Here is a 21,704-nt window from a genome sequence, read left to right as displayed (position 1 = left end):
CTGTAGGTTCCCCCGGCAGCCGTCATATCTACCGACGCCTGCGTCTGAGCGATTCCGAGGTTCGGATCTTGCTGCAAGCGACCGCCGACGACAAGATGTCGAAGGAGCGCATGCACATCGACATCGAGACCGACGACATGGAAGCAGAGGTTCGCCGGCTCGAAGCACTCGGCGCAACGAGGTGGGACCACCAACGGGAGCGCGGCTACGACTTCTGGGTACTGCGCGATCCTTGGGGCAACGAGTTCTGCGTGCTGCGAACCGAATGCCCTAACCTGCTGGGGCAGCGCCGGCCCTGGACGTAGCAATCTCCCCGTGGTCGATCCACGCTCGGGCACATTCGATGAATCGGTGGACCGTGGGACCGGCGGCATCCGTGCGCCACGCCATGGTCAGGTCGATTCCCGCGGCGGTGTCGGCGAGCGGCACGTAGGTGATGTCCTGGGTACGCAGGGCGCGCACCGATGCCGGGACCAGTGAGATACCGAGTCCGGCGGCTACCAGGGAGACGGTGGTGGCCATGTGCCGGGTTTCGTGCCGGATGCGGGGAGCGAATCCGGCCTGATGGCAGAGACTGATCAGTTGGTCGTGGAAGGTCGGACCTTGGTCGCGGGGGAACAGGATGAACGATTCTTCGGCGAGCATCTCGACAGGGAGTACGGCTCGTCCGGCGAGCCGGTGACCCGTAGGCAGGGCAGCGAGCAGCGGTTCGGTGCGCAGCAGACAGGAGCTGACCCCTGGGAGCACCGGGGTGTGACGGAGTAGCGCGATCTGCGTGTTCCCGGCGGCGAGGGCGTCGAGCTGTTCGGCGGTGGTGTGTTCGCGCAGGTCGATCTCCACGTCCGGGGCGCTGCGCCGGTAGCTGCGCAGCAGTCGCGGCAGCACCTCGAATGCGGCGCTGCCCACGTAACTGAGGCGCAGTCGCCCGCGTTTACCGGTGGCGTGCGCGGCCGCGATCTCGCGGGCACGGTCCGCGTGAGCGAGCAGGGCTCGAGCCTCGGGCATGAACGCTTCCCCCGCCGCGGTCAAAGTGACGTTTCGGGTGGTCCGGGTGAACAGGGTGACGCCCAGTTCGGTTTCCAGTCTCCGGATCTGTTGCGACAGTGGCGATTGCGCGATGTGCAGACGGGTCGCCGCGCGGCCGAAGTGCAGTTCCTCGGCGACTACGAGGAACTTTCGTAACAGTTGCAAATCCACGCACCCGATTATCCATCGGATACATCTCAATCCTGTCGAATCTCGTCCGATTTCCACTGGATGACTGCGGTTAGCTCGTAACCATGCGCGGTTATGGATCAATACGCAGGGCGGTCGCTCTGGTTGTCGTGTCGTTGGCGGCGGTGGTTGGCACGAGTTGTTCGTCCGAGCCCGACGGTGAGCCGTCGCGGCGGGTGGTGTTCTTCCATATCGATGGGTTGCACGTGGATGCGCCACAGCGGCTCGGGTTGACGAACGTGCAGCGGCTGGCAGCCCGGGGCACCAGTGTGCCGAGGCTGCAACTTCCGATTCCCTGGCATCCGACAACGAACGGATTCGCGGAGTTGAGCACGACCTCGTTTCCGAACCCGGTCACCTACGCCGGAACCGTCTTCCTCGAACCGTCGGCGCGGGAGGAGTACCTGCAAGAGCAGTTCCCCGGCTATCAGGCGCATATCGCGAACAGCACCGCCTACCGGTCGCTCAACGAGGGTTACGAATACACCCGGCTGCGGCGCGAGGACACCGACACCGATGTGGTGCGGGACGCGATGGCACAGCTCAGCGCGCATCCGGATCTGGACATGATTCGAATCGTGTTGCAGGACACTGGTTCCGCGTCGCAACGGGTGGCGGATACCCGCGGCGGTGAGCCGTGGGCGCGCGATATCTGGGCCGCCGGTTCGCCGTATATCGACGCGCTCCGTTCCGCCGATCGACTACTGGGCGAGTTCCTCGACTGGCTCGAACGCGAAAACCGGCTGGACGACACCATCGTCGTATTGCTGTCGGACGGACAGGCGAGCACGGGCTGGCACCCGGTGCAGAGCGAGGAATCCGCCCTCGCACCAGTGATTTTCGCCGGTCCCGGAATCGCCGCCGGTCGGGTGCTGCCCTACGCGGAGGCGACCGACATCGCGCCGACCGTCGCGGCGCTCACCGGGGTCACCGCCCCGAACGCGGGCGAGGTGGAAACCGGGATCGTATTGCCGGTGCGCCCAGGCGACGCGGTCGACGATCGGCGACCGCGCAAACTGGCGCACCTGAACGAGCAGATCCGCGAGCACCTGCGGCTGCGGTCCTGGGTGCTGTTGAACGGCGCGGCGAATCCGCTCCTGGATACCGCGTACATGAGGACCGAAAACGGACTGCTCGATCCGCCCGGCGCACAGTTCTATGGCATCGAACGGATCGCCGAATGGTCCCGCGCGGGATCGTTGGATCGGCTCATCGCCGACAACGCCAAGGTGCTCGACTATCTCCATCGTGCACTCGGTGACGCCCGCATCGGACCGGCGCCCGAGTATCCTTCCGCGCGTTAGAACCGCTCGCCTTCTCACCGGCCAGCACACTGCGGTAGCCAGCCCGAGCGGCGACCTACACCCGGACCGCTGGCACGATGAAGCACCATGGAGATCATGCTGTTCCACTCCGCGTGCGGGCTGCGGCCCGCCGTGCACGAGGCCGCTGAGCGGATGCGGGCCGCCGGTCATGCGGTGTACGTGCCGGATCTGTATGACGGGCGCACCGCCGAGAGCGTGGAGGAGGGGGTGGTGATCCGGGACGAGATCGGGCAGGACGAGTTGCTGCGGCGAGCGGTGGTCGCGGCGGCGCCGCATTCGGAGAAGGGGCTGGTGTATGCCGGGTTCTCGTTGGGGGCGTTCTTCGCGGGGAGCATCGGGCTGGCCGATGTGAAAGCGCGCGGGCTGCTGCTGTTGCACGGGACTTCGGATGTGCCCGAAGACATTTCGGTGGACGGACTGCCGGCGCAGTTGCACGTGGCCGAGCCGGATCTGTACGAAACCGATGACTGGCTGAACAGCTGGTATCTGGATATGCAGCGCGCCGGGGCCGATGTAGAGGTCTACCGCTACCGCGGCGCGGGACATCTCTACACCGACCCGGGGTTACCGGATTGGGACGCCGAGGCGGCCGAGCGGACGTGGCAATTGGCGCTCGGCTTCCTCGACGAATTAGCGAGTTAGCGCGCGGACCGCGGTACGGCTCAGAGAACGGTCAGGCCGTGCGGGCGGTTGTTCATCGACTCGCAGCCGTCCGCGGTGACCACGACGATGTCCTCGATGCGGGCGCCCCACGCGCCACGGAAGTAGATGCCGGGTTCGATGCTGAACGCCATGCCCTCCTGGAGCGGCAGGTCGTTCCCGGCGACGATGTAGGGCTCCTCGTGCACGGACAGGCCGATGCCGTGGCCGGTGCGGTGCACGAAGGCATCCCCGGATCCGGCTTCCACCAAGACATTCCGGGCGGCGGCGTCGACCGCTTCGGCGGTGACACCGGGACGGACCGCCGCCACCGCGGCGGCCTGGGCGCGTTCCAGGGCCGCGAACTTCGCGGCGACGTCCGCACTCGGTTCACCCATGCTGTAGGTGCGGGTGGAATCGGAGTAGTAGCCGGGGTCGACCGGGCCGCCGATATCGACGACCACGATATCGCCGCGTTCGATGCGCCGATCGGAGACGCCATGATGCGGGTCGGCGCCGTGCGGGCCGCTCCCGACGATGACGAACGCCGCTTCGCTGTGGCCCTCCTCGACGATGGCCGCCGCGATGTCCGCGCCCACCTCGGCTTCGGTCCGTCCGGCGACCAGGAACTCACCCATCCGGGCGTGCACCCGGTCGATAGCGGCGCCGGCCCGGCGCAGCGCGTCGATCTCGGCCTCGTCCTTGATCATGCGCAGCTCGCGCAGCACCGGGGTCGCCGAGACCGGCAACCCGCTGGTGGACTGGGCCAGGGGAATCAGATGCAGCGCGGGCATAGCGTCGGCTACCGCGATCCGGGACCCGGCATGCAGGGTCGAACGCACCAGCTCGTAGGGGTCGACGCCGTCCACCCAGTCCAGCACGCGCAGGCCGAGTTCACCTGCGGCGGAACCGGACAGCGACGCGAGCTCCAATTTCGGGATCACCACCGCGGGGGTCGCCTTGTCGGAAGTGATGATCAGGCAGGTCAGCCGTTCGAAGGATTCGGCATCCGACCCGATCAAATACCGTAAATCCGGCCCCGGTGTGATGAGCAGGGCGTCCAGGGACGCCGCCCGCATCAGTTCCACTGCCCGTTCCAACCGGTCCCGGTACACATCCGCCGCGAACCTGGCCTTCGTCTGCGAACTCATAGCCTTCGACGTTACTCGCCGCCCGCAACGCTCACCACAGCGCGAACCCGTACCGCATCGAGGCGCACTCGCTACCTCCCGGCTCTCGTCCCGATCGGCCGGGGATGTTTCCATGGGAGCATGGAAAGACACTCAGGGGCGAGCGGGCCGCGGGTTCCGATCCACGATGTCCTGCGGGGTCTGGAAATCCACCCGCTGGAGCCGGGCGACACAGCGATCGAAGCCTTCGTCCTCGTCAAACTCATCGACGCACAGGGCAACGCCAGTTGGGCGTTCCGCACCACCAACCGTCTCAATCGCGAGGAATTGCTCGGCGCGCTGACCGTCCAGGTCGACATCCTCCGCAAGGAATTGCGGGATCTCTGGGGCTGATGCCGGTCGCGCCATGGGCCGCTGAGCTTGTCGGACCGGGCGAGTAGCCTCAGCGCCGTGACTTCTACCGGTGGGCCTCTGTTGCTGCTCGATGGCGCCAGTCTGTGGTTCCGTGCCTTCTACGCGATCCCGGACAAGATCACCGCCCCGGACGGTCGTCCGGTGAACGCGCTGCGCGGCTTCACCGATATGGTCGCCTCGCTCATCACCAAGCACTCCCCCAGCCGGCTGGTGGTGTGCCTGGATCTGGATTGGCGCCCGCAGTTCCGGGTCGATCTGGTGCCGTCCTACAAGACCCACCGCTTGGATACCTCCGGTGTCGCCGCGGTGGGCGCCGAGGAGGTACCGGACCTGCTGACACCGCAGGTCGAGATGATCCTCGAGGTGCTGGCGGCAGCGGGCATCGCGACCGGCGGCGCGACGGGCCTGGAGGCCGACGACGTGCTCGGCACCCTCGCCACCCGGGAACGTACCGACCCGGTGGTCGTCGTCAGCGGCGACCGCGATCTGCTGCAGCTGGTCCGTGACGATCCCGCCCCGCCGGTCCGGGTGCTGTACGCGGGCCGGGGCCTGGCCAAGGCCGAACTCTTCGGCCCCGCCGAGGTGTCCGCGAAATACGGTGTGCCGCTGGAGAACGCGGGCCCGGCCTACGCCGATATGGCGACTTTGCGTGGCGACGCCTCGGACGGTCTGCCCGGTGTCGCCGGCATCGGCGACAAATCCGCCGCCACCCTGATCAACCGTTTCGGTTCGCTGGAGGCCCTGGTCGCCGCCGTCGACGACCCGGCAGCCGACCTCGCGGCGGGCATGCGCGCCAAACTCCGTGCGGCACACGATTATCTGACAGCGGCGGCCCCGGTGGTGCGCGTGGTGCGCGACGCCGATGTCGAACTCTCCCGTCCCGACCTGCTCCCCGCCGCCCCTGCCGACCTGGAGTGCTTGCGGAAGCTGGCTACCGCCTACAACGCGGAGAGTCCGGTCACCCGCCTGATCACCGCACTCACTTCCCGCTGATTCTTTTGCGCAGCGAGGACGCCCGCGCCGAAGCGCGGGCTGCCTCGGTGGGATAACGCCTAGCTCGGGCGGCCGACCTCGTAGGTTCCGTCATCCTTGGTGATCTTGACGTTGACCTTCTTCTGCTCGCCGCTGACCTTCAGGGTGCACTCGAAAGTCGCGTCGACCTCCACCTCTTGACCGGACGGGCAGGAGACCTCGGTGACGTCGGAGATGCCGTAGGAGTCGGTGAGCACCTTCTTGACGCCGTCCTGGACAGCGGACTGGTCCAGCTTGTCCTTGGCGGTGAGCAGCAGGACACCGGCGACGATCACGCCGATCACCACCACGCCCACGATCGACAGGACGACGATCAGGCCCTTCTTGCTCTTCTTCGCCGGGGTCTGCTGCGGTGGTATCGGCTGGCCGGGCTGGCCCCACTGGCCCTGCGGCTGCTGACCCCACTGCGGCTGGCCACCGGTCTGCTGACCCCAATCCTGTTGCGGCTGTTGCCCCCACTGCGGTTGCGGCTGGCCCGCGGCCGGCTGCCACTGCTGGCCACCGGTCTGCTGGCCCCACTGCGGCTGGGACTGACCAGGGGTCTGGCCCCACTGCTGTTGCTGCGGAGGCGGTGTCTGATCACCCCAGTGCTGGGTCGGCTGCGCCTGACCGGGCTGCTGGCCGGCCCACTGCTGGGTCGGGCCGGCTGGGCCGGGAGTCTGGTCCGCGCCCCAGTGCTGGGTGGGATCGTTGCGTCCCTCCCCGGGATCGTTCGGTCCGTACGGGCCGCTCATCTTGCCTCCACTCGCATCGTTATACATACGGTAGCCCCCCGCGCGAGACTCGTCGCCATGCGACTACTCCACGGTCGGTACGCGAAAGAAATCAAATCACAATCGAATCCGCCGTGTCCGACGCCGCGCGCATACCACCTCAGCCTCGTCAGGCCGCGTCCACCGCGACCACGCCGCGCCGGATCGCACGCACCGCTTTCGCCGCCGTACCGGCCACCTCCACATCGTCGGCGGTGTTGTGGATCTGGTCGAGCAGGTCGATGACCTGCCGGCACCAGCGCACGAAATCACCGGCCGAGAGCGGACTGCCCTGGTCGCCGCTGGCCAGCAGCGATTCGGCCAATCCATCGCCGCGCGCCCACTTGTAGACGCCGGTGACGAAACCGAGGTCGGGTTCGCGGGTGGGCGGCAGCTTGTGCCGGGACTCGTCGGTCCGCAGCTGACTCCACACCGCGACCGTCGCGCCGACGGCCCGCCGGATCGGTTCGGTGGGCCCGGAGACGCCGAGATAGCCGCCCTCCGAACGGGATTCGTATACCAGGGCAGACACCACGGCCGCGAGTTCGGCCGGGCCCAGGCCGCGCCACAGCCCGTCGCGCAGGCATTCGGCGACCAGCAGGTCGGCTTCGGCGTAGATGCGGGCCAAGCGGCGACCGTCCTCGGTGACCTCGCCCTCGTGCACGAAGCCGCGTTCCTCCAGCAGTCCGAGGATCCGGTCGAAGGTGCGCGCCAGCGAATTCGTTGTGGCGGCGACCTTCTGGCGCATGGACTCGGTCTCCCGCAGCACCCGGTTGTAGCGCTCGCCGATGCGGCTCATCTGCTCGCGGTCGGGCCGCGCGTGTGCCGGGTGCGAGCGCAGTGAACGGCGCAGGGTGTCCAGTTCGCGGTCTTCCGCCGCGACCGCGCGCTTGTCGCGCCGTTTCCGGCCGGCCGCCTCGATACCGGTGCTGCGCAGCGCGGAGGCCAGATCGCGGCGCGTGCGCGCGGTGCGGTGGTCGACGCGGCGCGGCAACCGCATATGCCCCAGCGCTTCGGCGGGGACGGGGAAATCGGCGACCGAGACCCGGCCCGCCCAATGATCTTCGGTGAGCACCAGCGGACGCGGATCACCGGGCGTCGCATCGGGTTCCAGGATGACCGCGAGCCCCTGCCGGCGCCCGGACGGTATCGCGACCACATCGCCGCGCCGCAGCCGCACCAGCGCGTTCACCGACGCGCCGCGCCGATCGGACCGCTTCTGCTGCTCCAGCGACCGTTCCCGCTGCTTGATCCGTTCGCGCAGCGAGATGTATTCCAGGAAGCCGCCTTCCTCGCCGCCGAGCTGACCGCGCAGCTTGCGCAGTTGCGCCTCGTTGCGCTCGATGCCGCGCACCAGCCCGACCACGGAACGGTCGGCCTGGAACTGGGCGAAGGAGCGTTCCAGCAGCGCGCGTGCTTCGTCGGCGCCCATCCGGTCGATCAGGTTGATCGACATGTTGTAGCCCGGCTTGAACGAGCTGCGCAGCGGGTAGGTGCGGGTGGAGGCGAGACCGGCGACGGTGCTGGTGTCGACCTCGGGCTGCCACAGCACCACCGCATGACCTTCGATATCGATGCCGCGGCGCCCGGCGCGCCCGGTGAGCTGGGTGTATTCGCCGGGAGTCAATTCGGCGTGCGATTCGCCGTTGTACTTCACCAGACGTTCCAGCACCACTGTGCGGGCGGGCATGTTGATGCCCAGAGCCAATGTCTCCGTGGCGAATACGGCCCGGACGAGTCCGCGCACGAACAGTTCCTCGACGGTGTGCCGGAACGCGGGCAGCATGCCGGCGTGATGCGCCGCCAAGCCGCGATGCAGCGCCTCGCGCCACTCCCAGTAGCCGAGCACCTCCAGATCGCCCTTGGGCAGATCGCCGGTGTGCTTCTCGATGATCGCGTCGATCTCGTCGGACTCCTCGGGCCGGCTCAGGTCCAGACGCGAACGCAAGCACTGGGCCAGCGCTCCATCGCAGCCCGCGCGGCTGAAGATGAACGTGATCGCGGGCAGCAGGCCTTCGTCGTCGAGTTTGGCCAGCACCTCCGGGCGCGGCAGCGGACGGAAATCGCGGCGCGGGCCGCCACCGCGGTGCCGCGGCGCCCAGCCGTTCATCCGATCCGCGGACTCCCGCTGCCGGATATAGCGGACCAGGTCCTCGTCGACGAGGACCTTCTGTTCACTGGAGCTGGAGTCGAACAGGTCGAACATGCGCCGGCCGACCATCACGTGCTGCCACAGCGGCACCGGCCTGGTCTCGTCCACCACGACGGAGGTGTTGCCGCGCACGGTCTCCATCCAGGCGCCGAACTCCTCGGCATTGCTGACAGTCGCGGACAGGCTGACCAACCGCACGTCCGGCGACAGGTGCAGGATGACTTCCTCCCACACCGCGCCGCGGAACCGGTCGGCCAGGTAGTGCACCTCGTCCATCACCACATACGACAGCCCGCGCAGCGCGTCGGAGGACGCGTAGAGCATGTTGCGCAGCACCTCGGTGGTCATCACGACCACCGGCGCGTCCGGGTTCAGCGACTGGTCACCGGTGAGCAAACCGACGCTGTCGCGCCCGTAGCGTTCGGTGAGGTCGGCGAACTTCTGGTTGGACAGCGCCTTGATCGGCGTGGTGTAGAAGCATTTTCCGCCGGAGGCCAGCGCCAGGTGCACGGCGAATTCGCCGACCACGGTCTTACCGGCACCGGTCGGCGCGCACACGAGCACGCCGTGCCCGGCCTCGAGGGCGACGCAGGCGTCGCGCTGAAAAGGATCGAGGGAGAAGCTCAGCTCGGCGGAGAACTTCGCCAGCTCGCTCGACGAGCTCGGCTTCCCCGCCGCACCGGCCGCACCGGCGTCCAGCCCCGCATGATCTGTCACATTTCAGAGCGTATCGGAGTAGTCCGACACCGGTCGCGTGGATTTTCCGGCGGGTTCGGTGATCGGCTCCGCGGGCGTGACCGGCTCCGGCTCCGCGATCGAGGACGACTCGTCGTCCGCGAGCGCCTGTTCGGCCTTGCGGGCGCGCCGACGATCGTTGATCCGGGCGAACTGCACCGCGACCTCGAACAGCACGGTCAGCGCCAGCGCCAGCGCCAGCATCGAGAACGGATCCTGCGGTGTCACGATCGCCGCGAACACGAACAGCCCGAAGACGATGCCGCGCCGCCACGCCTTGAGGCGCTCGTAGGGCAGCACGCCGATCAGGTTGAGCCCGATGACGATCAACGGCGTCTCGAAGCTGACCCCGAAAATAATCAGCAACTGAATGATGAAGCTGAAGTACTCGGAACCGCTCAACGCGGTGATCTGGACGTTGTCGCCGATGGTGAGCAGGAAGTCCAAGGCATGAGCCACAACGACATACGCGAGCACCGCACCGGTGGCGAAGAGCACGGTGCCACAGGTGACGAAACCGACCGCGTACTTGCGTTCCTTGGCGTACAGGCCCGGGGTGATGAACGCCCACAGCTGGTACAGCCAGATCGGCGCCGCCATGACCACACCGGCGGTGAAACCGACCTTCAACCGGAGCATGAACTGCTCGAACGGCGCGGTCGCGAGCAGGCGGCAGGCGCCGTCGGGGGTCAGCGTCGCCCGCGCGCTGGCGGGCAGGGCGCAGTAGGGGCCGCGCAGGATCTCGCCGAGGCTCTCCACACCGAGGAACGAGTGCGCGTACCAGAGAAACCCGAGGATCGTGGTGAGCATCATGGCCGCTAGGGAAATCAGCAGCCGGGTGCGCAGTTCCTGGAGATGTTCGACCAACGACATGGTGCCGTCGGGATTGGTCCGGCGCTTGCTGCGCCGGGGATCGAACGGGATTCGCATAGGTGTGGTCGGTCCCTCGCGTCAGCTGAACAGCACGGAACCGGGTGAGCGAAACTCACCCGGGTGGAGCCTCCGGCTCTTACAGCGACTTCGACTCGGGCTGTGCCTGCGGCTGCGCGACCGGATGCGCCGGCTGCGGCGACGGCAGCTGCTGCGGAGCGGGCTGCGCGGCGGGAGCCGAGGAGCTGCCCTCGTTCTGCATCTGACTGACCTCGCTCTTGAAGATGCGCAGCGAACGACCCAGGCCGCGGGCCGCGTCCGGCATACGCTTCGCGCCGAAGAACAGCACGAAAACCGCTGCGACGATCAGCCAATGCCAGATGCTGAACTGGCCCATGGTGTACCTCCCAAGACTGTGGTGGTTTTGATGCTACCGGACTATGAGCGGTGAATTCGTCCGCCCCACCGCCGGAACACCCCGGTAGATCGACGTTTGCCAAGCGTTAACGCGCTGTCGCGGCCGCGGCTTGGAGTTGCTGGAGAAGTTCGGCTCCGGTCCAGGTCCGCTTGTCACCCTGCTCGGCCGCCACGACCAGTTCGATCAGTCGCTGATTCACCGGCGTCGGCATGCCGACCATAGCGCCCAAGCCCACGATTTCGCCGCAGAGCCAAGATATTTCGGTCTTCCGGCCGAGCGCCAGATCATCGGCCATGGACGAGCGCGCCATCGGATCGATGGCCAGGATCTTACCCGCGACCCGCCGGAAAACACCATCGGGGACGGTCAGCAACCGCGTCATCAGCGCGGGCGGCAGCGGCGTCAGCCGTGCGGGCTCGATGCGCGCCCGGTTCATCGCCGCCAGGGCTTCGCGCTGGGTCAGCGCCAGGCAGCGCCGATAGTCGCGGTCGCCCAGTTGCTCGCGCAGCGGACGGCCGGACAGCGCGTTGATCGGATTGTTCAGATTCAGCAGCAGTTTCGCCCACTGCACCGGCAGCAGCGCCGCATGCCGGCGCCAGCCGAGTCCGGACCGGTCGAACAGCTCCCCGAAGTCGGCGAGCGCCGGATCGTCCTGAATCGCGATCTCACCCTCGGTGCCGCGGTGGAACCGGCCCGCCGGATGCTGCACGACGTTGAACATCACCATCCCGGCCAGTACCACACAGGTCGGCAGGATCTCGCGGATGACCGTGTCGTTGCCGATCCCGTTCTGCAGGCTCAGCACCACGGTGCCCGGCCGGATCTTGCCGGTCAGCCCGCGCACCGCGTCCGCGGTGGCCGCCGATTTCACGGTCACCAGCACCAGATCCGCGGAGCCGGCCTCGTCCGGTTCGGTGGCGACCTCGAACCGGTCGGGCCCGACGGTGACCTCGCCGCCGTCCAGATCGGTGAGGCGCAGTCCGGTAGCGCTGATCCCGTCGATTACCCGCGGCCGGCCGACGAAGGTGACCTTCGCGCCGGCCGCCGCCAGCTTCCCGCCCACGAATACGCCGATGCTCCCCGCGCCGAGCACCAGCACGCGGTGGGGTAATCGGTCCCGGCTCACGGCGTGCCGGCCTCGGTGTACCCGGCGGCGGCGTAGGCGGCGAGCGCCGCATTGGACCGTTCCCGGACGGCCGCAACGAGTTCCGGCGGCCCGAGCACGGTCACGCCGGAGCCGAAGCCGAGCAGCAGCCGGGCCATCCAGTCGAGGGTGGCGAACCGCATCGTCGCCTCCAGGCTGCCATCGGGGTGCACTGCCATCCGGTGCATCGGGTACTGGTCGAGTACCCAGCCGTAGTCCGGCCGAACGAGCAAGCGCGCCAACGGGACCGCGGGATCGTCCTGGAACAGATCCAGGGCGGCGGCCTCGGCGGTGGCGTGGCTCGGCGGCCGGGCCGCCTCGTCCAATTCGGTGGCCGCCTCGATCCGGTCGAACCGGAACAACCGCACGCCCTCGGCCTCGCGGCACCAGCCCTGCAGGTAACTGTTGTTGTCCACGAGCACGATCCGGATCGGGTCGACGACGCGTTCGGACACCACGTCACGACTGGCCGAGTAGTAGACGATCCGCACCGCGCGCTTGTCGGCGAGCGCGGCGCGCACCGTCGCGACCGCGTCTTTCCCGTCCACGGGCTGCGCGGGCACGCTCGCCGCCGGAGCGTCCGTCGTCAGGGCGGACCCGCTCGCCGCAGGAGCGTCCACCGGCCGCGCGGGCGCGCTCCGCGCCGACGCGTCCACCGCTACGGCGGGTGCGTTGCGGCCGCCGGTGATGGCGGCTTCGATCTTGGCGATGGCGGCGTGCGCGGCGGTCGGGTCGACCATGCCGGGCATGTCCACGATCGAGCGCAGCGCCACCAGCAGCGCGGTCGCCTCGGTGGAGGTCAGCCGCAGCGGCCGGTCGATGCCCGCGGAGAAGGTGACCTCGATGCTCTCCTCGGAGAACGACAGGTCGATCAGATCGCCGGGCCCGTAGCCGGGCAGACCGCACATCCACAGCTGGTTCAGGTCGCTCATCAGCTGCTTGGTGGTCACACCGAGATCGGCGGCCGCGTCGGCGGCACTGATGCCGGGGTTGGCGATGAAGTACGGGATCATGTTGAGCAGCCGCGAAAGCCGTACGGAGAGCCGAGAATTCGTACTCACGAAAGAGCGACCTCCGTACGATCGAGCACCGAGCGCAGCCGCGCGACCACATCGGCCCGCAGATCCTCCGGCGCCAGCACCAGCGCGTCCGGGCCGAGACCGGTGATCAAGCGCGCCAGCCAATCTCGCGACCGGATCGGCACCTGCACCACCATCCCACCGCGTTCGCCGATCATTCGCTCTTCCAGCACCAGGCCGAGCCGGCGAATCTCCTGGCCACGTCCGTCGGCCACCCACACCGTGGCCGACCCGCTGACCGGGGTGTGGCTGGTGACACGGTCCACGATCTCCCGCAGGTCCACCTCGTCGGGTTTGCGGACGGTGTTGGGCGGACCGTACGGCGTCACCTCGTCCCCGATCCGGGACAGCCGGAAGCTGCGGACGTCATCGCGGTCACGGTCGTGCCCGACCAGGTACCAGCGGCCGTGCCGGGTCACCACACCCCACGGCTCCACATCGCGCATCAGATAGGGCGCGTTCACCGCGCCGCGATGCTCGAACCGCACCGCCTGCCCGGCATCGATCGCCGCGAGCAACTTGCCCAGCACCGGTTCGGAACCGCGCGTGCGGGCGGGCACCGCCGGCGCGGCCACCGCGACATCGGCTTCGACGTGGATGCCCGCGGCACGAAGCTTCAGTAGCGCGCCTTCCGCGGCCGCCGCGAGCTCCGGCGACTCCCACATCTGCACCGCGACCGCGACCGCCGCCGCTTCCTCGTCACTGAGATCTATTTCGGGCAGCTCGTAGGCGTCCCGGTTGATCCGGTACCCCTCGACGCTCGAATACCGGCCCACCGGTCCGATTTCCAGCGGAATGCCCAGGTCACGCAGTTCGTTCTTGTCCCGCTCGAACATTCGGCTGAACGCCTCGTCGCTCGCGGACTCCTCGTACCCCGCGACACTGTCCCGGATCCGCTCCGCGGTCAAGAACTGCCGGGTCGACAACAGCGCGATGACCAGATTCATCAGCCGCTCGACCTTGGATATCGCCACCCGGTAGAGCGTAATAGCCCCGGCGCGCGGCACGCGCGGCGGCGCACACATCCCGCATGATGGAACCATGATCGTCGCCTTCTCTGTCACCCCGCTCGGTACCGGTGTCGATGTCGGCCGTGCCGTCGCCGAAGCCGTCCGGGTGGTGCGGGCCAGTGGCCTGCCGAATCGCACCGATGCCATGTTCACCACGCTCGAAGGCGAATGGGATGCGGTGATGGCGGTGGTGAAGCAGGCCAGCGACGCGGTGCTCGCGGTAGCGCCGCGATGCAGCCTGGTGCTGAAGGCTGATATCCGGCCCGGCGTCACCGACGCGATGACGTCGAAGGTGCAGACGGTGGAGCGCTATCTCGCGGACGGGTAACCCCCGGCGGGCCAGCGGGTTTGCCCCAGCGGTGCCGGGTATCCGGTAACTGGATGGGAGGCGATGATGCAACGGCCTCGAGTGATCACGCACAATGTCGTCTCGGTGGACGGCAGGCTGGCGGTTTCCCCGCGCACCCTGCTGATGCTGGACGAGCGCTGGCCCGAGGGCGGCGACGGCTATCTGGACATCCTGCGCCGGCATCAGCCGCAGGTGCTGCTGGAGGGCAGCGGTTCCCTGGTGACCGATGATCAGCGGCCCGAGCCGCTACCGCCCGCCGAACTGCCACCACACGTGCTGGGCACCGACTACCTGCCCGCCGAGGTGCGAGCGAAGGCGAGCGCCGGGTGGTTCGTGGTCCCCGACAGCCGCGGCCGGGTGCGCTGGACCTACAAAGAATTTCCCGGCGACGACATGGCGGGGTGGCACCTGCTGGTCCTCGTCGCCGTCGCGACTCCATTGCGGTACCTGGCATATCTGCGACGCGAGCAGATCCCGTATCTGGTCGTCGGACGGCGGCACGTGGACCTCACCGCGGCGTTGAAGGTGCTGCGGGCCCGGTTCGCGGTGGACACCGTGGTGGCTACCGGCGGCGCGCGATTGGGCGGGGCACTGTTGCGGGCCGGATTGATCGACGAGATCGAGACCGAGATCGTGCCGATCGCGGTCGGCGGCACCCGCACCCCGATGATGTTCACCGCCCCCGACCTGGATCGCACGACGCGACCGACGCGCATGCGCTGTCTCGGCGTCGAAGCCAGGCCGCACGGGCGGGTGCTGGTCCGTTACGCCGTCGAACGGGAGCCGACGCCGGAGCCGAAGCGCTCCGGCCACAAGCTGGCCACGGCTGACCACCCGCGCAGCCAGTCCTGATCCGGCCGGTTCCGGGGATTGCCTACTGTGCGAGCTGGGTCTGCTGATAGCAGGCCAGTCGCCAACCGCCCGCGGTCAACACGTAGGTGCTGGACATGACGCCGCGGAATGCCGGTTCTGCCGTGTCGCGGTAGCCGACGCCGAGGTAGACCAGAACCTTGCTGTCCGCGCCGACGTCGACCAGGCGCGGATCTTGGATCTCGTAGGCCCGCCACGGCGGCGCGGCACGCAGGGATTCGACCACCCCCGCGCGATCCAGCACCATGCCGTTGGCCAGGATCATCAACGCGTCGTCGGTCATCAGTTCGCCGTAGAAGGACGCACCGGTGCTGTCGCACAGCGCGTCCCAGCCTTGGCGTTCGATGTCGAGTAATTCCTTCAGTTCCATGGGGCCGATATACCCAGGAAGCGGCGGACTACATCGAGGCGATCAGCCGATCGACGCGCTCGTCCACCGAACGGAACGGGTCCTTGCACAGCACGGTGCGCTGGGCCTGGTCGTTCAGCTTGAGGTGCACCCAGTCGACGGTGAAGTCCCGGCCCGCCTCCTGCGCGGCGGTGATGAAATCGCCGCGCAGCTTGGCGCGCGTGGTCTGCGGCGGGGTGTCCACCGCGGCGTCCACGGCCTCGTCCTCGGTGATCCGCTTGGCCAGACCCTTGCGCTGCAGCAGGTCGAAGACGCCGCGGCCGCGCTTGATGTCGTGGTAGGCCAGATCCAGCTGGGCGATCTTGGGGTCGGACAGCTCCATGTTGTAGCGGTCCTGGTAGCGCTGGAACAGTTTGCGCTTGATCACCCAGTCGATCTCGGTGTCGACCTTGGCGAAGTCCTGGGCCTCGACGGCGTCCAGGGTGCGGCCCCACAGGTCGACGACCTGGTCGATCTGCGGGTCCCGGTCGCGGTTGCGCAGGTGCTCGACGGCGCGGGTGTAGTACTCGCGCTGGATGTCGAGCGCGCTGGCCTGCCGTCCGCCCGCCAGCCGCACCGGACGACGTCCCGTCATGTCGTGGCTGACTTCGCGGATCGCGCGAATGGGGTTGTCCAGGGCGAAGTCCCGGAACGACACACCGGCTTCGATCATCTCCAGCACCAGCGCCGCCGTGCCGACCTTCAGCATGGTGGTGGTCTCGGACATGTTCGAGTCGCCCACGATGACGTGCAGGCGGCGGTACTTCTCCGCGTCGGCATGCGGCTCGTCGCGGGTGTTGATGATCGGGCGCGAGCGGGTGGTCGCCGAGGAGACGCCCTCCCAGATGTGCTCGGCGCGCTGCGACAGGCAGAAGGTCGCGGCCTTCGGCGTCTGGAGCACTTTGCCCGCGCCGCAGATCAATTGGCGCGTCACCAGGAACGGCAACAGCACATCGGAGATCCGGGAGAACTCGCCGGCGCGGACCACGAGGAAGTTCTCGTGGCAGCCGTAGGAGTTGCCCGCGGAGTCGGTGTTGTTCTTGAACAGGTAGATGTCGCCGCCGATGCCTTCTTCGGCGAGACGCTGTTCGGCGTCGATCAGCAGTTCCTCGAGCACGCGCTCACCGGCGCGGTCATGGGTGACCAGCTGATGCAGGCTGTCGCACTCCGCCGTGGCGTACTCCGGATGCGAACCCACATCGAGGTACAACCGAGCCCCGTTGCGCAGGAACACATTCGAGCTCCTACCCCAGGACACCACCCGGCGGAAAAGGTACCGGGCCACCTCGTCGGGGGACAGCCGACGGTGACCGTGGAAGGTGCATGTCACACCGAACTCGGTCTCGATCCCCATGATTCGTCGCTGCACATCTTCGACATTACAGCCATGTCATGCACTTCCGCGGGGCTGCGAGCAACACGCCCTGCTCAAGTTGACAACGATTCGACCGAGCGGCCCCGAAATCGGCCCTGTGAACGTTTTGCGAACGTTTTCACCCGACGTCGGCGAAGTCGACCACAGGTCGTTCCACGTTCACATAGGACTGCTTGGTGATTGCTGAGTCCTCGTAATGATGAGCCGGGCGGCGGGGATTGCGTGGACTTCAGCGATTTGGGCGGCCCCGGTGCTTCGCGGCGTCTTCAACGTCGACCACGACAACTCGGTGTACCTCACCAGGGGATGCCACGCAGCAGCCACCTTCACCCGCTCGGGACCTTGCCCACGCTGCTCGGAAAGACCGGCGAGCTGGTGATCAGCGACATCTTGCATACCCGCAGCTCACGGCCGATTATGGTGCCCACGATGCGCACCGTTCCGGCACCGAGATCGATATCGTCCCCTCGCACCGCGAGGCCTTCGCCGGGCCGCGCTGCCAGCTCATACGCAAGCAGCGCGTATTCCGGCTACCCCTCCCCTGTCCGACATCGACGCTTTCCGAAGTGAGCCGCCTCCAACGCCTGGTACCGAAGCGTCTCCTCAGGTTCGAGGGGCGCGGTTTCTCAGAAAAGTACGGATGGATCGCATACTTGTCGGCGACCTCCGCTGACATCGGACCTCGACTCTGGGTATCGAACCCGGCGACCGACTCCGGCACCGATGGGTCATAGAACGAACAATCTCCTGGCTCCCCGGCTACCACCGCCTCAACACCCGCTACGACTGCAAGGCCACTCACTTCCTGGCCTTCCTCACTCTCGCCGTGACGCCGACGGCTACAAGAAGGTCGTGACGAGATCAGCAATGTGAGACACGGTCTTAGCGGTGGCGGTAGCTATGCTCCAGTTGCGCGGCGAAGTCATCCATTTGGGAGTTAAGCGTCGTGGTGCGCCGAGCCTGGTCGATTCGGTCGATATCTACCAGATTCTTCGTGTTGCTACGTAGTCTCTGTTCGACTTGCTGACTGCCGAGCTCGATATCCACGGTGTGTTCGCGTTCGTCGAGCCGAGTATCTCTGCTGTGCTTGCGATTCGCCGACGCCAACCGGCGCGCAACCATCCTGTCGTAGGTCGTGGTGCCGCCGAGTAGCTTGCCGAGCACCGGCATACAGTCGATCGCGATCAGCAGCAACCGCAGTACCCAGCTGGCCAGCCATACCGCGTGACTGTCGGAGGACAATCGTCCGAGTGCATCGATATCGTCGAGAATCCCACGCTCCTTGAGGTTCTCGCGTTTTTCGTCGACCTTGATGGCTATCTCCGAGGCGATCTCACCGCCGCTACGCTCTCGTGCTTCGCCGAGTTGCCGGTTCAGATCGTCGACTTTGAGCTGGAGCGCGATTTGATCCGCATGCTGTTTATCGATCTGCGTATCCAGCCGGTATTGGTCGGCCTTCGCGCGGTTGCGCAGGCATTCCCCGCCCTCGCCGATATTGCCGGTCAAACCAGGGCCCGCCGTGCCCGCGCACTCCTCACGCGCCAACCGCTCCAGCTCATCGAGTCGGTGGTCGATCTCGGTGACCGCCGCCGACGAACGTGCCAACTGAGCGGTCGCTTCCGCCAACTCGTTTTCGACCGCCTCTGGCGGATGCGCGATATTAACGCGATGGTTCCCGCAATCGGTCCGGGTCGGCGAGCCCGCCACTGGATTACATTCCTTGAGCAGACCTTCGTATCGTTCGATCTCGTTCTTGCGATATTCGGCCACTTCGTTGTGGATCGGTGCCTGAAATACCCACAGCACCAGCGGTTCGGCGATCGCAACGCCGAGTAGGACCGACAGCGCCAGCCGGGGTCCGAAGACGGCGGCCTTCGACCGGTGCGAAAGGCCGTGTGTGCTGGCGATCAACCACCGATCGAAGGTCATGATCAGGTGGCCCCACAGCACACCGAACGGGATCAGGACGAACCACCAGCCGGGGGTCAGACTGGCAAGGGCGACGATCAGTGACAGACCGGCCAATACCCCGGTGTTCAGGATGATCGCACCCAGCAGCGTATAGCGTGGCCGCTCCTCTGCCGCCCAGTCGAGGATCTCCTCGGAGACCCCGGTCAGCGACCGCAGCCAACGCGATATCCCGGTACTCGGAGGTGCCGGTCGTTCTCGATCCTCTGTCGCCTTCGCCTTCTGCAGCGGTACCGAGTGACCGTTGAGCTCAGGAGCCATCTTCTTCTCTCACCTCCACGGTCTCGTTGTCGTCGGCGGACTCCGACGAAGGAGAAGCGAGGCCGGGGCGCGTTGCGGCGCCATCGACAGAGGAGGTGGGTGCTCCGTTGATCAGACTGTCGATCGCGGATTCCAGGCCATGCATGGCCATGGTGTCTACGTGGCCACGCTCGATCAGGCCGCGCACGACATCGACCTTGGCCTGCATCGCAGCGCGGCTGTCCACCCGGTCGGCCTCCCACTGGCGCCGACTCATCTCGCGGTCGTACTCATCCTTGCCCTGCTGCATCTGCCGGGCCACCTCGATGTACTCGGCGTGAGTCATCCGGCCCGTGGAGAGAGCGTGACGCATGACATCCCGCGGATCGTCGGATACCTCGGCGCTGAGTTCTTGGTAGCGGTCGAGATCGTGGCGCAACTGTTTGCGCTCGATCAGATTGCGATGCGCCTGGGCCAGATCGGCCTCCTGCTGTTCGAAATCAGTGCGATGCAACTGCTGTTGCTGCGAATTCTGTTGTTGCAGGCGTGCGAGTTTGGCGCGGAAAGTTTCCTCCCGCACCGAACCGTAGAAGTTCTTCACGTCATCGGGCGTGAGTACCTGCGCGCTGGCGAACTCCACGTGCATGCCCGCGAGTTTGGGCGGCATAAAGGTCGTGAAGGCTTCGGTCCGCGCATTGAGCTTGCGGCGGACACTATTGATCTCGTCGAGGTTGTGCGACCGGCCGATCTCCTCGAGCGGGTAGTGGCCGGAAAGGTAGACCTCCAGTGTGGTTGTCACGTCGGCGGAGCCTTCCTGCACTACCGCGACTGCGTCGGTGACCGAGCACAGGAACGTGGCTCGGACGGTAAAGGAGCTCGCGTCCATGGACGGAATCTCGAATTCGACGGTCACCGGCGAATTCCGCGACAAATCGACCAGGCTCACGTGGGTAGCGGCCAGCACGGTCGGAGAGTCGAGTGGGAGCGCGAAATTGTCGAGGATGTAGTCGCCATCGACCCGGTAGACCAACCTGTGATCGGCCCGACCTCGCGGGATTTCATCCGTGGTTCGGGTTCGTCTCGGGCCGAGCCATTTGCCTTTCGGCACCGGATCCAGGCTGCGCTGGTCCGTTATCGGATACTGCGGTGTCATTGGGTCTCCTTGTTATCTGGGGTATTTCGCTCAAGTCGTGCCAGCAGCGCAGCCAGTGCCGCTGCGGTCTTGTCGCTATCGGTGCGACCACGCTGAGTGCGCACCCGGGCGATCTCGGCTTTCAACTGTTCGCCTTCGGAGATGGTCATTTCGGCGGCCAGCGCATCGCCGAGTCGGTGCGCGATCGTTTCCGGTCGGTCGGTGTGTTTCACCAAGTCCTGCAGTGCCCGGCGGATCGCGCGGATGGCCTCGATCCGGGTGGGGCGATTGCCGAGGACGCAGGCCAACAACCCTGCGATCTCGGCTGTCTTGTCCGGGAACCTTTCGAGGAACAGCGAAACCGCCGTTCTGCCGTGCACGTCTCGTGCGGAAAGTATGGCCGTGCCGGCCGCGATTGCGATCTGGCGGCGGGACATGTTGCGGGCGGCCCCTTGGCGTCCAGCCGCCTTGGTGATGGTGCGCAAAACTATGCCCGGGTCCCCCGCCTCGACGACCAGATCGGTGAACAACATCCCGATGATGGGGGTCATATCCCGTTGTGCCGCATGGGCTTGCGCACACAACGTCCACAGTCGCGCGATAGCCTCGTGTGGATAGCGGACTCCGAGCGCGTTCCCGAAAGCCACGGCCGCGACCCATTGCCTGGCCCCGTTTTTGCGGGTGATCCAGGTGGTTGCGATCTGCAGTGCGCGCGGTGCCAGGTGATCGCGATAGGACATCGACGACAGCACGATCGCCGCGACGATTTGTCCGTTTCTGCCGCGGGCTCCCGCCGACCAGCGTTCGAGCACATCGAAGGCTTCATCGAAGGCAACCTCCGCCAGTGTCGTCAGCCCATCGGCGACCAGCGGCCTGCTGTGGTCGGAACCGATATCGACATCGTCGAGCCAGACCCGCACCGCATTCCAGAATTCGACATCCATACGGTCGCAGAGCATTCCGAGCACATGTCGTTGGTAGCCAGACGAACGAAACCGCATTCCGGTGCCCAGACCATCAGCGGACTCGCCCCGCTCGCGAACGATCAAGCTGTCCGGACGATTGCGCGCATGACGCACCTGCCGCAACCCTGTCTCCGGTGGGACATCAACGGTGGCTTGTGGTTCCGGCATATGCTCGCCAAGCCTGCGTTCGAAGGATACGAGCATGGTCTCGAAGGTGCGCACATCGGCACCGAGGGCAAAGCACAGCGCCGTCACCTCGGCGACCGGACGTCGCTCGGGTTGTTTGTCGAACCAATCGGCGACGGCTTTTCTCGCGGTGATGTCGAGATGGCCGACGGCCTCGTCGAGTGACATATCGCCGGCCAGCCGATCGGCCAGATCGGTCAGATCGCGCATCGAACTCGCGGTGTCGGTCAGCAGGGTGCGCAGTGTGGCTCGGACGTCCGCGGTGAGCGGGGTGGACAGGCGCGATTCGACGACGGCTATCGGGTCTGGTCCAGAC

23 protein-coding genes are annotated in these 21,704 nt (G+C 66.8%); 8 read left to right on the top strand and 15 right to left on the bottom strand.

Going from position 1 to position 21,704, the window contains the following annotated elements; genetic code table 11:
• The first annotated feature begins 26 nt into the window (after window positions 1-26).
• A complete protein-coding gene (locus tag BJ987_RS19565; protein ID WP_307869904.1) occupies window positions 27-305 on the top strand; it encodes a VOC family protein in 279 nt (92 codons plus the stop codon).
• On the opposite strand, the gene BJ987_RS19560 is transcribed toward BJ987_RS19565, so the two are convergent.
• Window positions 271-1,197, bottom strand: a complete 927-nt coding sequence (locus BJ987_RS19560) for a LysR family transcriptional regulator (RefSeq protein ID WP_307869679.1) — start codon at window positions 1,195-1,197, stop codon at window positions 271-273. The two genes, BJ987_RS19565 and BJ987_RS19560, sit on opposite strands and share 35 nt — an antisense overlap.
• A 224-nt stretch (window positions 1,198-1,421) precedes the next feature.
• Here BJ987_RS19560 and BJ987_RS19555 point away from each other — a divergent pair, with 224 nt between their 5' ends.
• Both BJ987_RS19555 and BJ987_RS19550 read left to right on the top strand, forming a co-directional pair.
• Window positions 1,422-2,519, top strand: a complete 1,098-nt coding sequence (locus BJ987_RS19555; RefSeq protein ID WP_209892026.1) for a sulfatase-like hydrolase/transferase — start codon at window positions 1,422-1,424, stop codon at window positions 2,517-2,519.
• Between the two features lie 87 nt (window positions 2,520-2,606).
• Window positions 2,607-3,182, top strand: coding sequence for a dienelactone hydrolase family protein (locus BJ987_RS19550; protein ID WP_209892022.1), 576 nt, complete (start codon window positions 2,607-2,609; stop codon window positions 3,180-3,182).
• 20 nt (window positions 3,183-3,202) lie between these two features.
• Here BJ987_RS19550 and BJ987_RS19545 read toward each other — a convergent pair whose 3' ends face one another.
• On the bottom strand, window positions 3,203-4,330 hold the full coding sequence (locus BJ987_RS19545; RefSeq protein WP_209892019.1) for a M24 family metallopeptidase: 1,128 nt from the start codon (window positions 4,328-4,330) through the stop codon (window positions 3,203-3,205).
• Between the two features lie 120 nt (window positions 4,331-4,450).
• Between BJ987_RS19545 and BJ987_RS19540 the strand changes: the two genes are divergently transcribed.
• A complete protein-coding gene (locus BJ987_RS19540) occupies window positions 4,451-4,702 on the top strand; it encodes a hypothetical protein (RefSeq protein WP_194813723.1) in 252 nt (83 codons plus the stop codon).
• 57 nt (window positions 4,703-4,759) lie between these two features.
• Window positions 4,760-5,716: a 5'-3' exonuclease gene (locus tag BJ987_RS19535; protein ID WP_307869678.1), complete on the top strand. Its 957-nt coding sequence runs from the start codon at window positions 4,760-4,762 to the stop codon at window positions 5,714-5,716.
• Between the two features lie 59 nt (window positions 5,717-5,775).
• Here the strand turns inward: BJ987_RS19535 and BJ987_RS19530 are convergent, their stop codons facing one another.
• The 7 genes from BJ987_RS19530 to BJ987_RS19500 form a co-directional block, all read right to left on the bottom strand.
• Window positions 5,776-6,489 carry a DUF4333 domain-containing protein gene (locus BJ987_RS19530; RefSeq protein WP_209892014.1) on the bottom strand — a complete coding sequence of 238 codons (714 nt, stop codon included), beginning with the start codon at window positions 6,487-6,489 and terminating at the stop codon, window positions 5,776-5,778.
• Between the two features lie 148 nt (window positions 6,490-6,637).
• Window positions 6,638-9,358 carry a DEAD/DEAH box helicase gene (locus BJ987_RS19525; protein WP_372446946.1) on the bottom strand — a complete coding sequence of 907 codons (2,721 nt, stop codon included), beginning with the start codon at window positions 9,356-9,358 and terminating at the stop codon, window positions 6,638-6,640.
• 21 nt (window positions 9,359-9,379) lie between these two features.
• Entirely contained in the window at window positions 9,380-10,324 is a 945-nt protein-coding gene (tatC, locus tag BJ987_RS19520) for a twin-arginine translocase subunit TatC (RefSeq protein WP_209892010.1), read from the bottom strand.
• 79 nt (window positions 10,325-10,403) lie between these two features.
• The gene (gene tatA, locus BJ987_RS19515; RefSeq protein ID WP_209892007.1) at window positions 10,404-10,661 is read right to left on the bottom strand and encodes a Sec-independent protein translocase subunit TatA; all 258 of its coding nucleotides are present in this window, start codon (window positions 10,659-10,661) and stop codon (window positions 10,404-10,406) included.
• Between the two features lie 106 nt (window positions 10,662-10,767).
• Window positions 10,768-11,808, bottom strand: a complete 1,041-nt coding sequence (locus tag BJ987_RS19510) for a 2-dehydropantoate 2-reductase (RefSeq protein WP_209892004.1) — start codon at window positions 11,806-11,808, stop codon at window positions 10,768-10,770.
• Window positions 11,805-12,839 carry a helix-turn-helix transcriptional regulator gene (locus BJ987_RS19505; RefSeq protein WP_209898729.1) on the bottom strand — a complete coding sequence of 345 codons (1,035 nt, stop codon included), beginning with the start codon at window positions 12,837-12,839 and terminating at the stop codon, window positions 11,805-11,807. The genes BJ987_RS19510 and BJ987_RS19505 overlap by 4 nt, the downstream gene beginning before the upstream one ends.
• Window positions 12,840-12,883: 44 nt before the next feature.
• The gene (locus BJ987_RS19500) at window positions 12,884-13,879 is read right to left on the bottom strand and encodes a helix-turn-helix transcriptional regulator (protein WP_209892001.1); all 996 of its coding nucleotides are present in this window, start codon (window positions 13,877-13,879) and stop codon (window positions 12,884-12,886) included.
• A gap of 67 nt (window positions 13,880-13,946) precedes the next feature.
• Here BJ987_RS19500 and BJ987_RS19495 point away from each other — a divergent pair, with 67 nt between their 5' ends.
• Together BJ987_RS19495 and BJ987_RS19490 are read left to right on the top strand one after the other, a co-directional pair.
• Window positions 13,947-14,243, top strand: coding sequence for an MTH1187 family thiamine-binding protein (locus tag BJ987_RS19495; protein WP_209891997.1), 297 nt, complete (start codon window positions 13,947-13,949; stop codon window positions 14,241-14,243).
• 66 nt (window positions 14,244-14,309) lie between these two features.
• The gene (locus tag BJ987_RS19490) at window positions 14,310-15,116 is read left to right on the top strand and encodes a dihydrofolate reductase family protein (RefSeq protein ID WP_245366044.1); all 807 of its coding nucleotides are present in this window, start codon (window positions 14,310-14,312) and stop codon (window positions 15,114-15,116) included.
• A gap of 22 nt (window positions 15,117-15,138) precedes the next feature.
• Here the strand turns inward: BJ987_RS19490 and BJ987_RS19485 are convergent, their stop codons facing one another.
• The 3 genes from BJ987_RS19485 to BJ987_RS19475 form a co-directional block, all read right to left on the bottom strand.
• Window positions 15,139-15,504, bottom strand: coding sequence for a nuclear transport factor 2 family protein (locus tag BJ987_RS19485; protein WP_209891991.1), 366 nt, complete (start codon window positions 15,502-15,504; stop codon window positions 15,139-15,141).
• 28 nt (window positions 15,505-15,532) lie between these two features.
• On the bottom strand, window positions 15,533-16,891 hold the full coding sequence (gene pafA / locus BJ987_RS19480) for a Pup--protein ligase (protein WP_209891988.1): 1,359 nt from the start codon (window positions 16,889-16,891) through the stop codon (window positions 15,533-15,535).
• 332 nt (window positions 16,892-17,223) lie between these two features.
• A complete protein-coding gene (locus BJ987_RS19475; RefSeq protein WP_209891985.1) occupies window positions 17,224-17,370 on the bottom strand; it encodes a hypothetical protein in 147 nt (48 codons plus the stop codon).
• 215 nt (window positions 17,371-17,585) lie between these two features.
• Here BJ987_RS19475 and BJ987_RS19470 point away from each other — a divergent pair, with 215 nt between their 5' ends.
• Window positions 17,586-17,753 carry a transposase gene (locus BJ987_RS19470; RefSeq protein ID WP_209898726.1) on the top strand — a complete coding sequence of 56 codons (168 nt, stop codon included), beginning with the start codon at window positions 17,586-17,588 and terminating at the stop codon, window positions 17,751-17,753.
• Between the two features lie 26 nt (window positions 17,754-17,779).
• Here the strand turns inward: BJ987_RS19470 and BJ987_RS19465 are convergent, their stop codons facing one another.
• Genes BJ987_RS19465 through BJ987_RS19455 form a run of 3 tightly spaced genes read right to left on the bottom strand, consistent with a single transcriptional unit; the run spans window position 17,780 to window position 21,598 of the window.
• Complete coding sequence (locus BJ987_RS19465) at window positions 17,780-19,126, bottom strand: DUF4407 domain-containing protein (protein ID WP_209891982.1); 1,347 nt, start codon at window positions 19,124-19,126, stop codon at window positions 17,780-17,782.
• Entirely contained in the window at window positions 19,116-20,258 is a 1,143-nt protein-coding gene (locus tag BJ987_RS19460; protein WP_209891979.1) for a hypothetical protein, read from the bottom strand. The genes BJ987_RS19465 and BJ987_RS19460 overlap by 11 nt, the downstream gene beginning before the upstream one ends.
• A complete protein-coding gene (locus tag BJ987_RS19455; protein WP_209891976.1) occupies window positions 20,255-21,598 on the bottom strand; it encodes a hypothetical protein in 1,344 nt (447 codons plus the stop codon). The genes BJ987_RS19460 and BJ987_RS19455 overlap by 4 nt, the downstream gene beginning before the upstream one ends.
• Window positions 21,599-21,704 lie beyond the last annotated feature (106 nt).

This window comes from Nocardia goodfellowii, assembly GCF_017875645.1.
Classification (GTDB): Bacteria; Actinomycetota; Actinomycetes; order Mycobacteriales; family Mycobacteriaceae; genus Nocardia; species Nocardia goodfellowii.
Note: the sequence above shows the minus strand (reverse complement) of the source record. Positions and strands in the feature narration are given on the sequence as shown.

Bases quoted from the DNA above. Each gene is read 5' to 3' on its own strand.
- BJ987_RS19550 (WP_209892022.1), top strand. From the start codon at position 2,607: ATGGAGATCATGCTGTTCCACTCCGCGTGCGGGCTGCGGCCCGCCGTG.
- BJ987_RS19465 (WP_209891982.1), bottom strand. From the start codon at position 19,126: ATGGCTCCTGAGCTCAACGGTCACTCGGTACCGCTGCAGAAGGCGAAG.
- BJ987_RS19490 (WP_245366044.1), top strand. From the start codon at position 14,310: ATGCAACGGCCTCGAGTGATCACGCACAATGTCGTCTCGGTGGACGGC.
- BJ987_RS19460 (WP_209891979.1), bottom strand. From the start codon at position 20,258: ATGACACCGCAGTATCCGATAACGGACCAGCGCAGCCTGGATCCGGTG.
- BJ987_RS19455 (WP_209891976.1), bottom strand. From the start codon at position 21,598: ATGCGCGATCTGACCGATCTGGCCGATCGGCTGGCCGGCGATATGTCA.
- BJ987_RS19545 (WP_209892019.1), bottom strand. From the start codon at position 4,330: ATGAGTTCGCAGACGAAGGCCAGGTTCGCGGCGGATGTGTACCGGGAC.
- tatA (WP_209892007.1), bottom strand. From the start codon at position 10,661: ATGGGCCAGTTCAGCATCTGGCATTGGCTGATCGTCGCAGCGGTTTTC.
- BJ987_RS19495 (WP_209891997.1), top strand. From the start codon at position 13,947: ATGATCGTCGCCTTCTCTGTCACCCCGCTCGGTACCGGTGTCGATGTC.
- tatC (WP_209892010.1), bottom strand. From the start codon at position 10,324: ATGCGAATCCCGTTCGATCCCCGGCGCAGCAAGCGCCGGACCAATCCC.
- BJ987_RS19530 (WP_209892014.1), bottom strand. From the start codon at position 6,489: ATGAGCGGCCCGTACGGACCGAACGATCCCGGGGAGGGACGCAACGAT.
- BJ987_RS19485 (WP_209891991.1), bottom strand. From the start codon at position 15,504: ATGGAACTGAAGGAATTACTCGACATCGAACGCCAAGGCTGGGACGCG.
- BJ987_RS19505 (WP_209898729.1), bottom strand. From the start codon at position 12,839: ATGATCCCGTACTTCATCGCCAACCCCGGCATCAGTGCCGCCGACGCG.
- BJ987_RS19540 (WP_194813723.1), top strand. From the start codon at position 4,451: ATGGAAAGACACTCAGGGGCGAGCGGGCCGCGGGTTCCGATCCACGAT.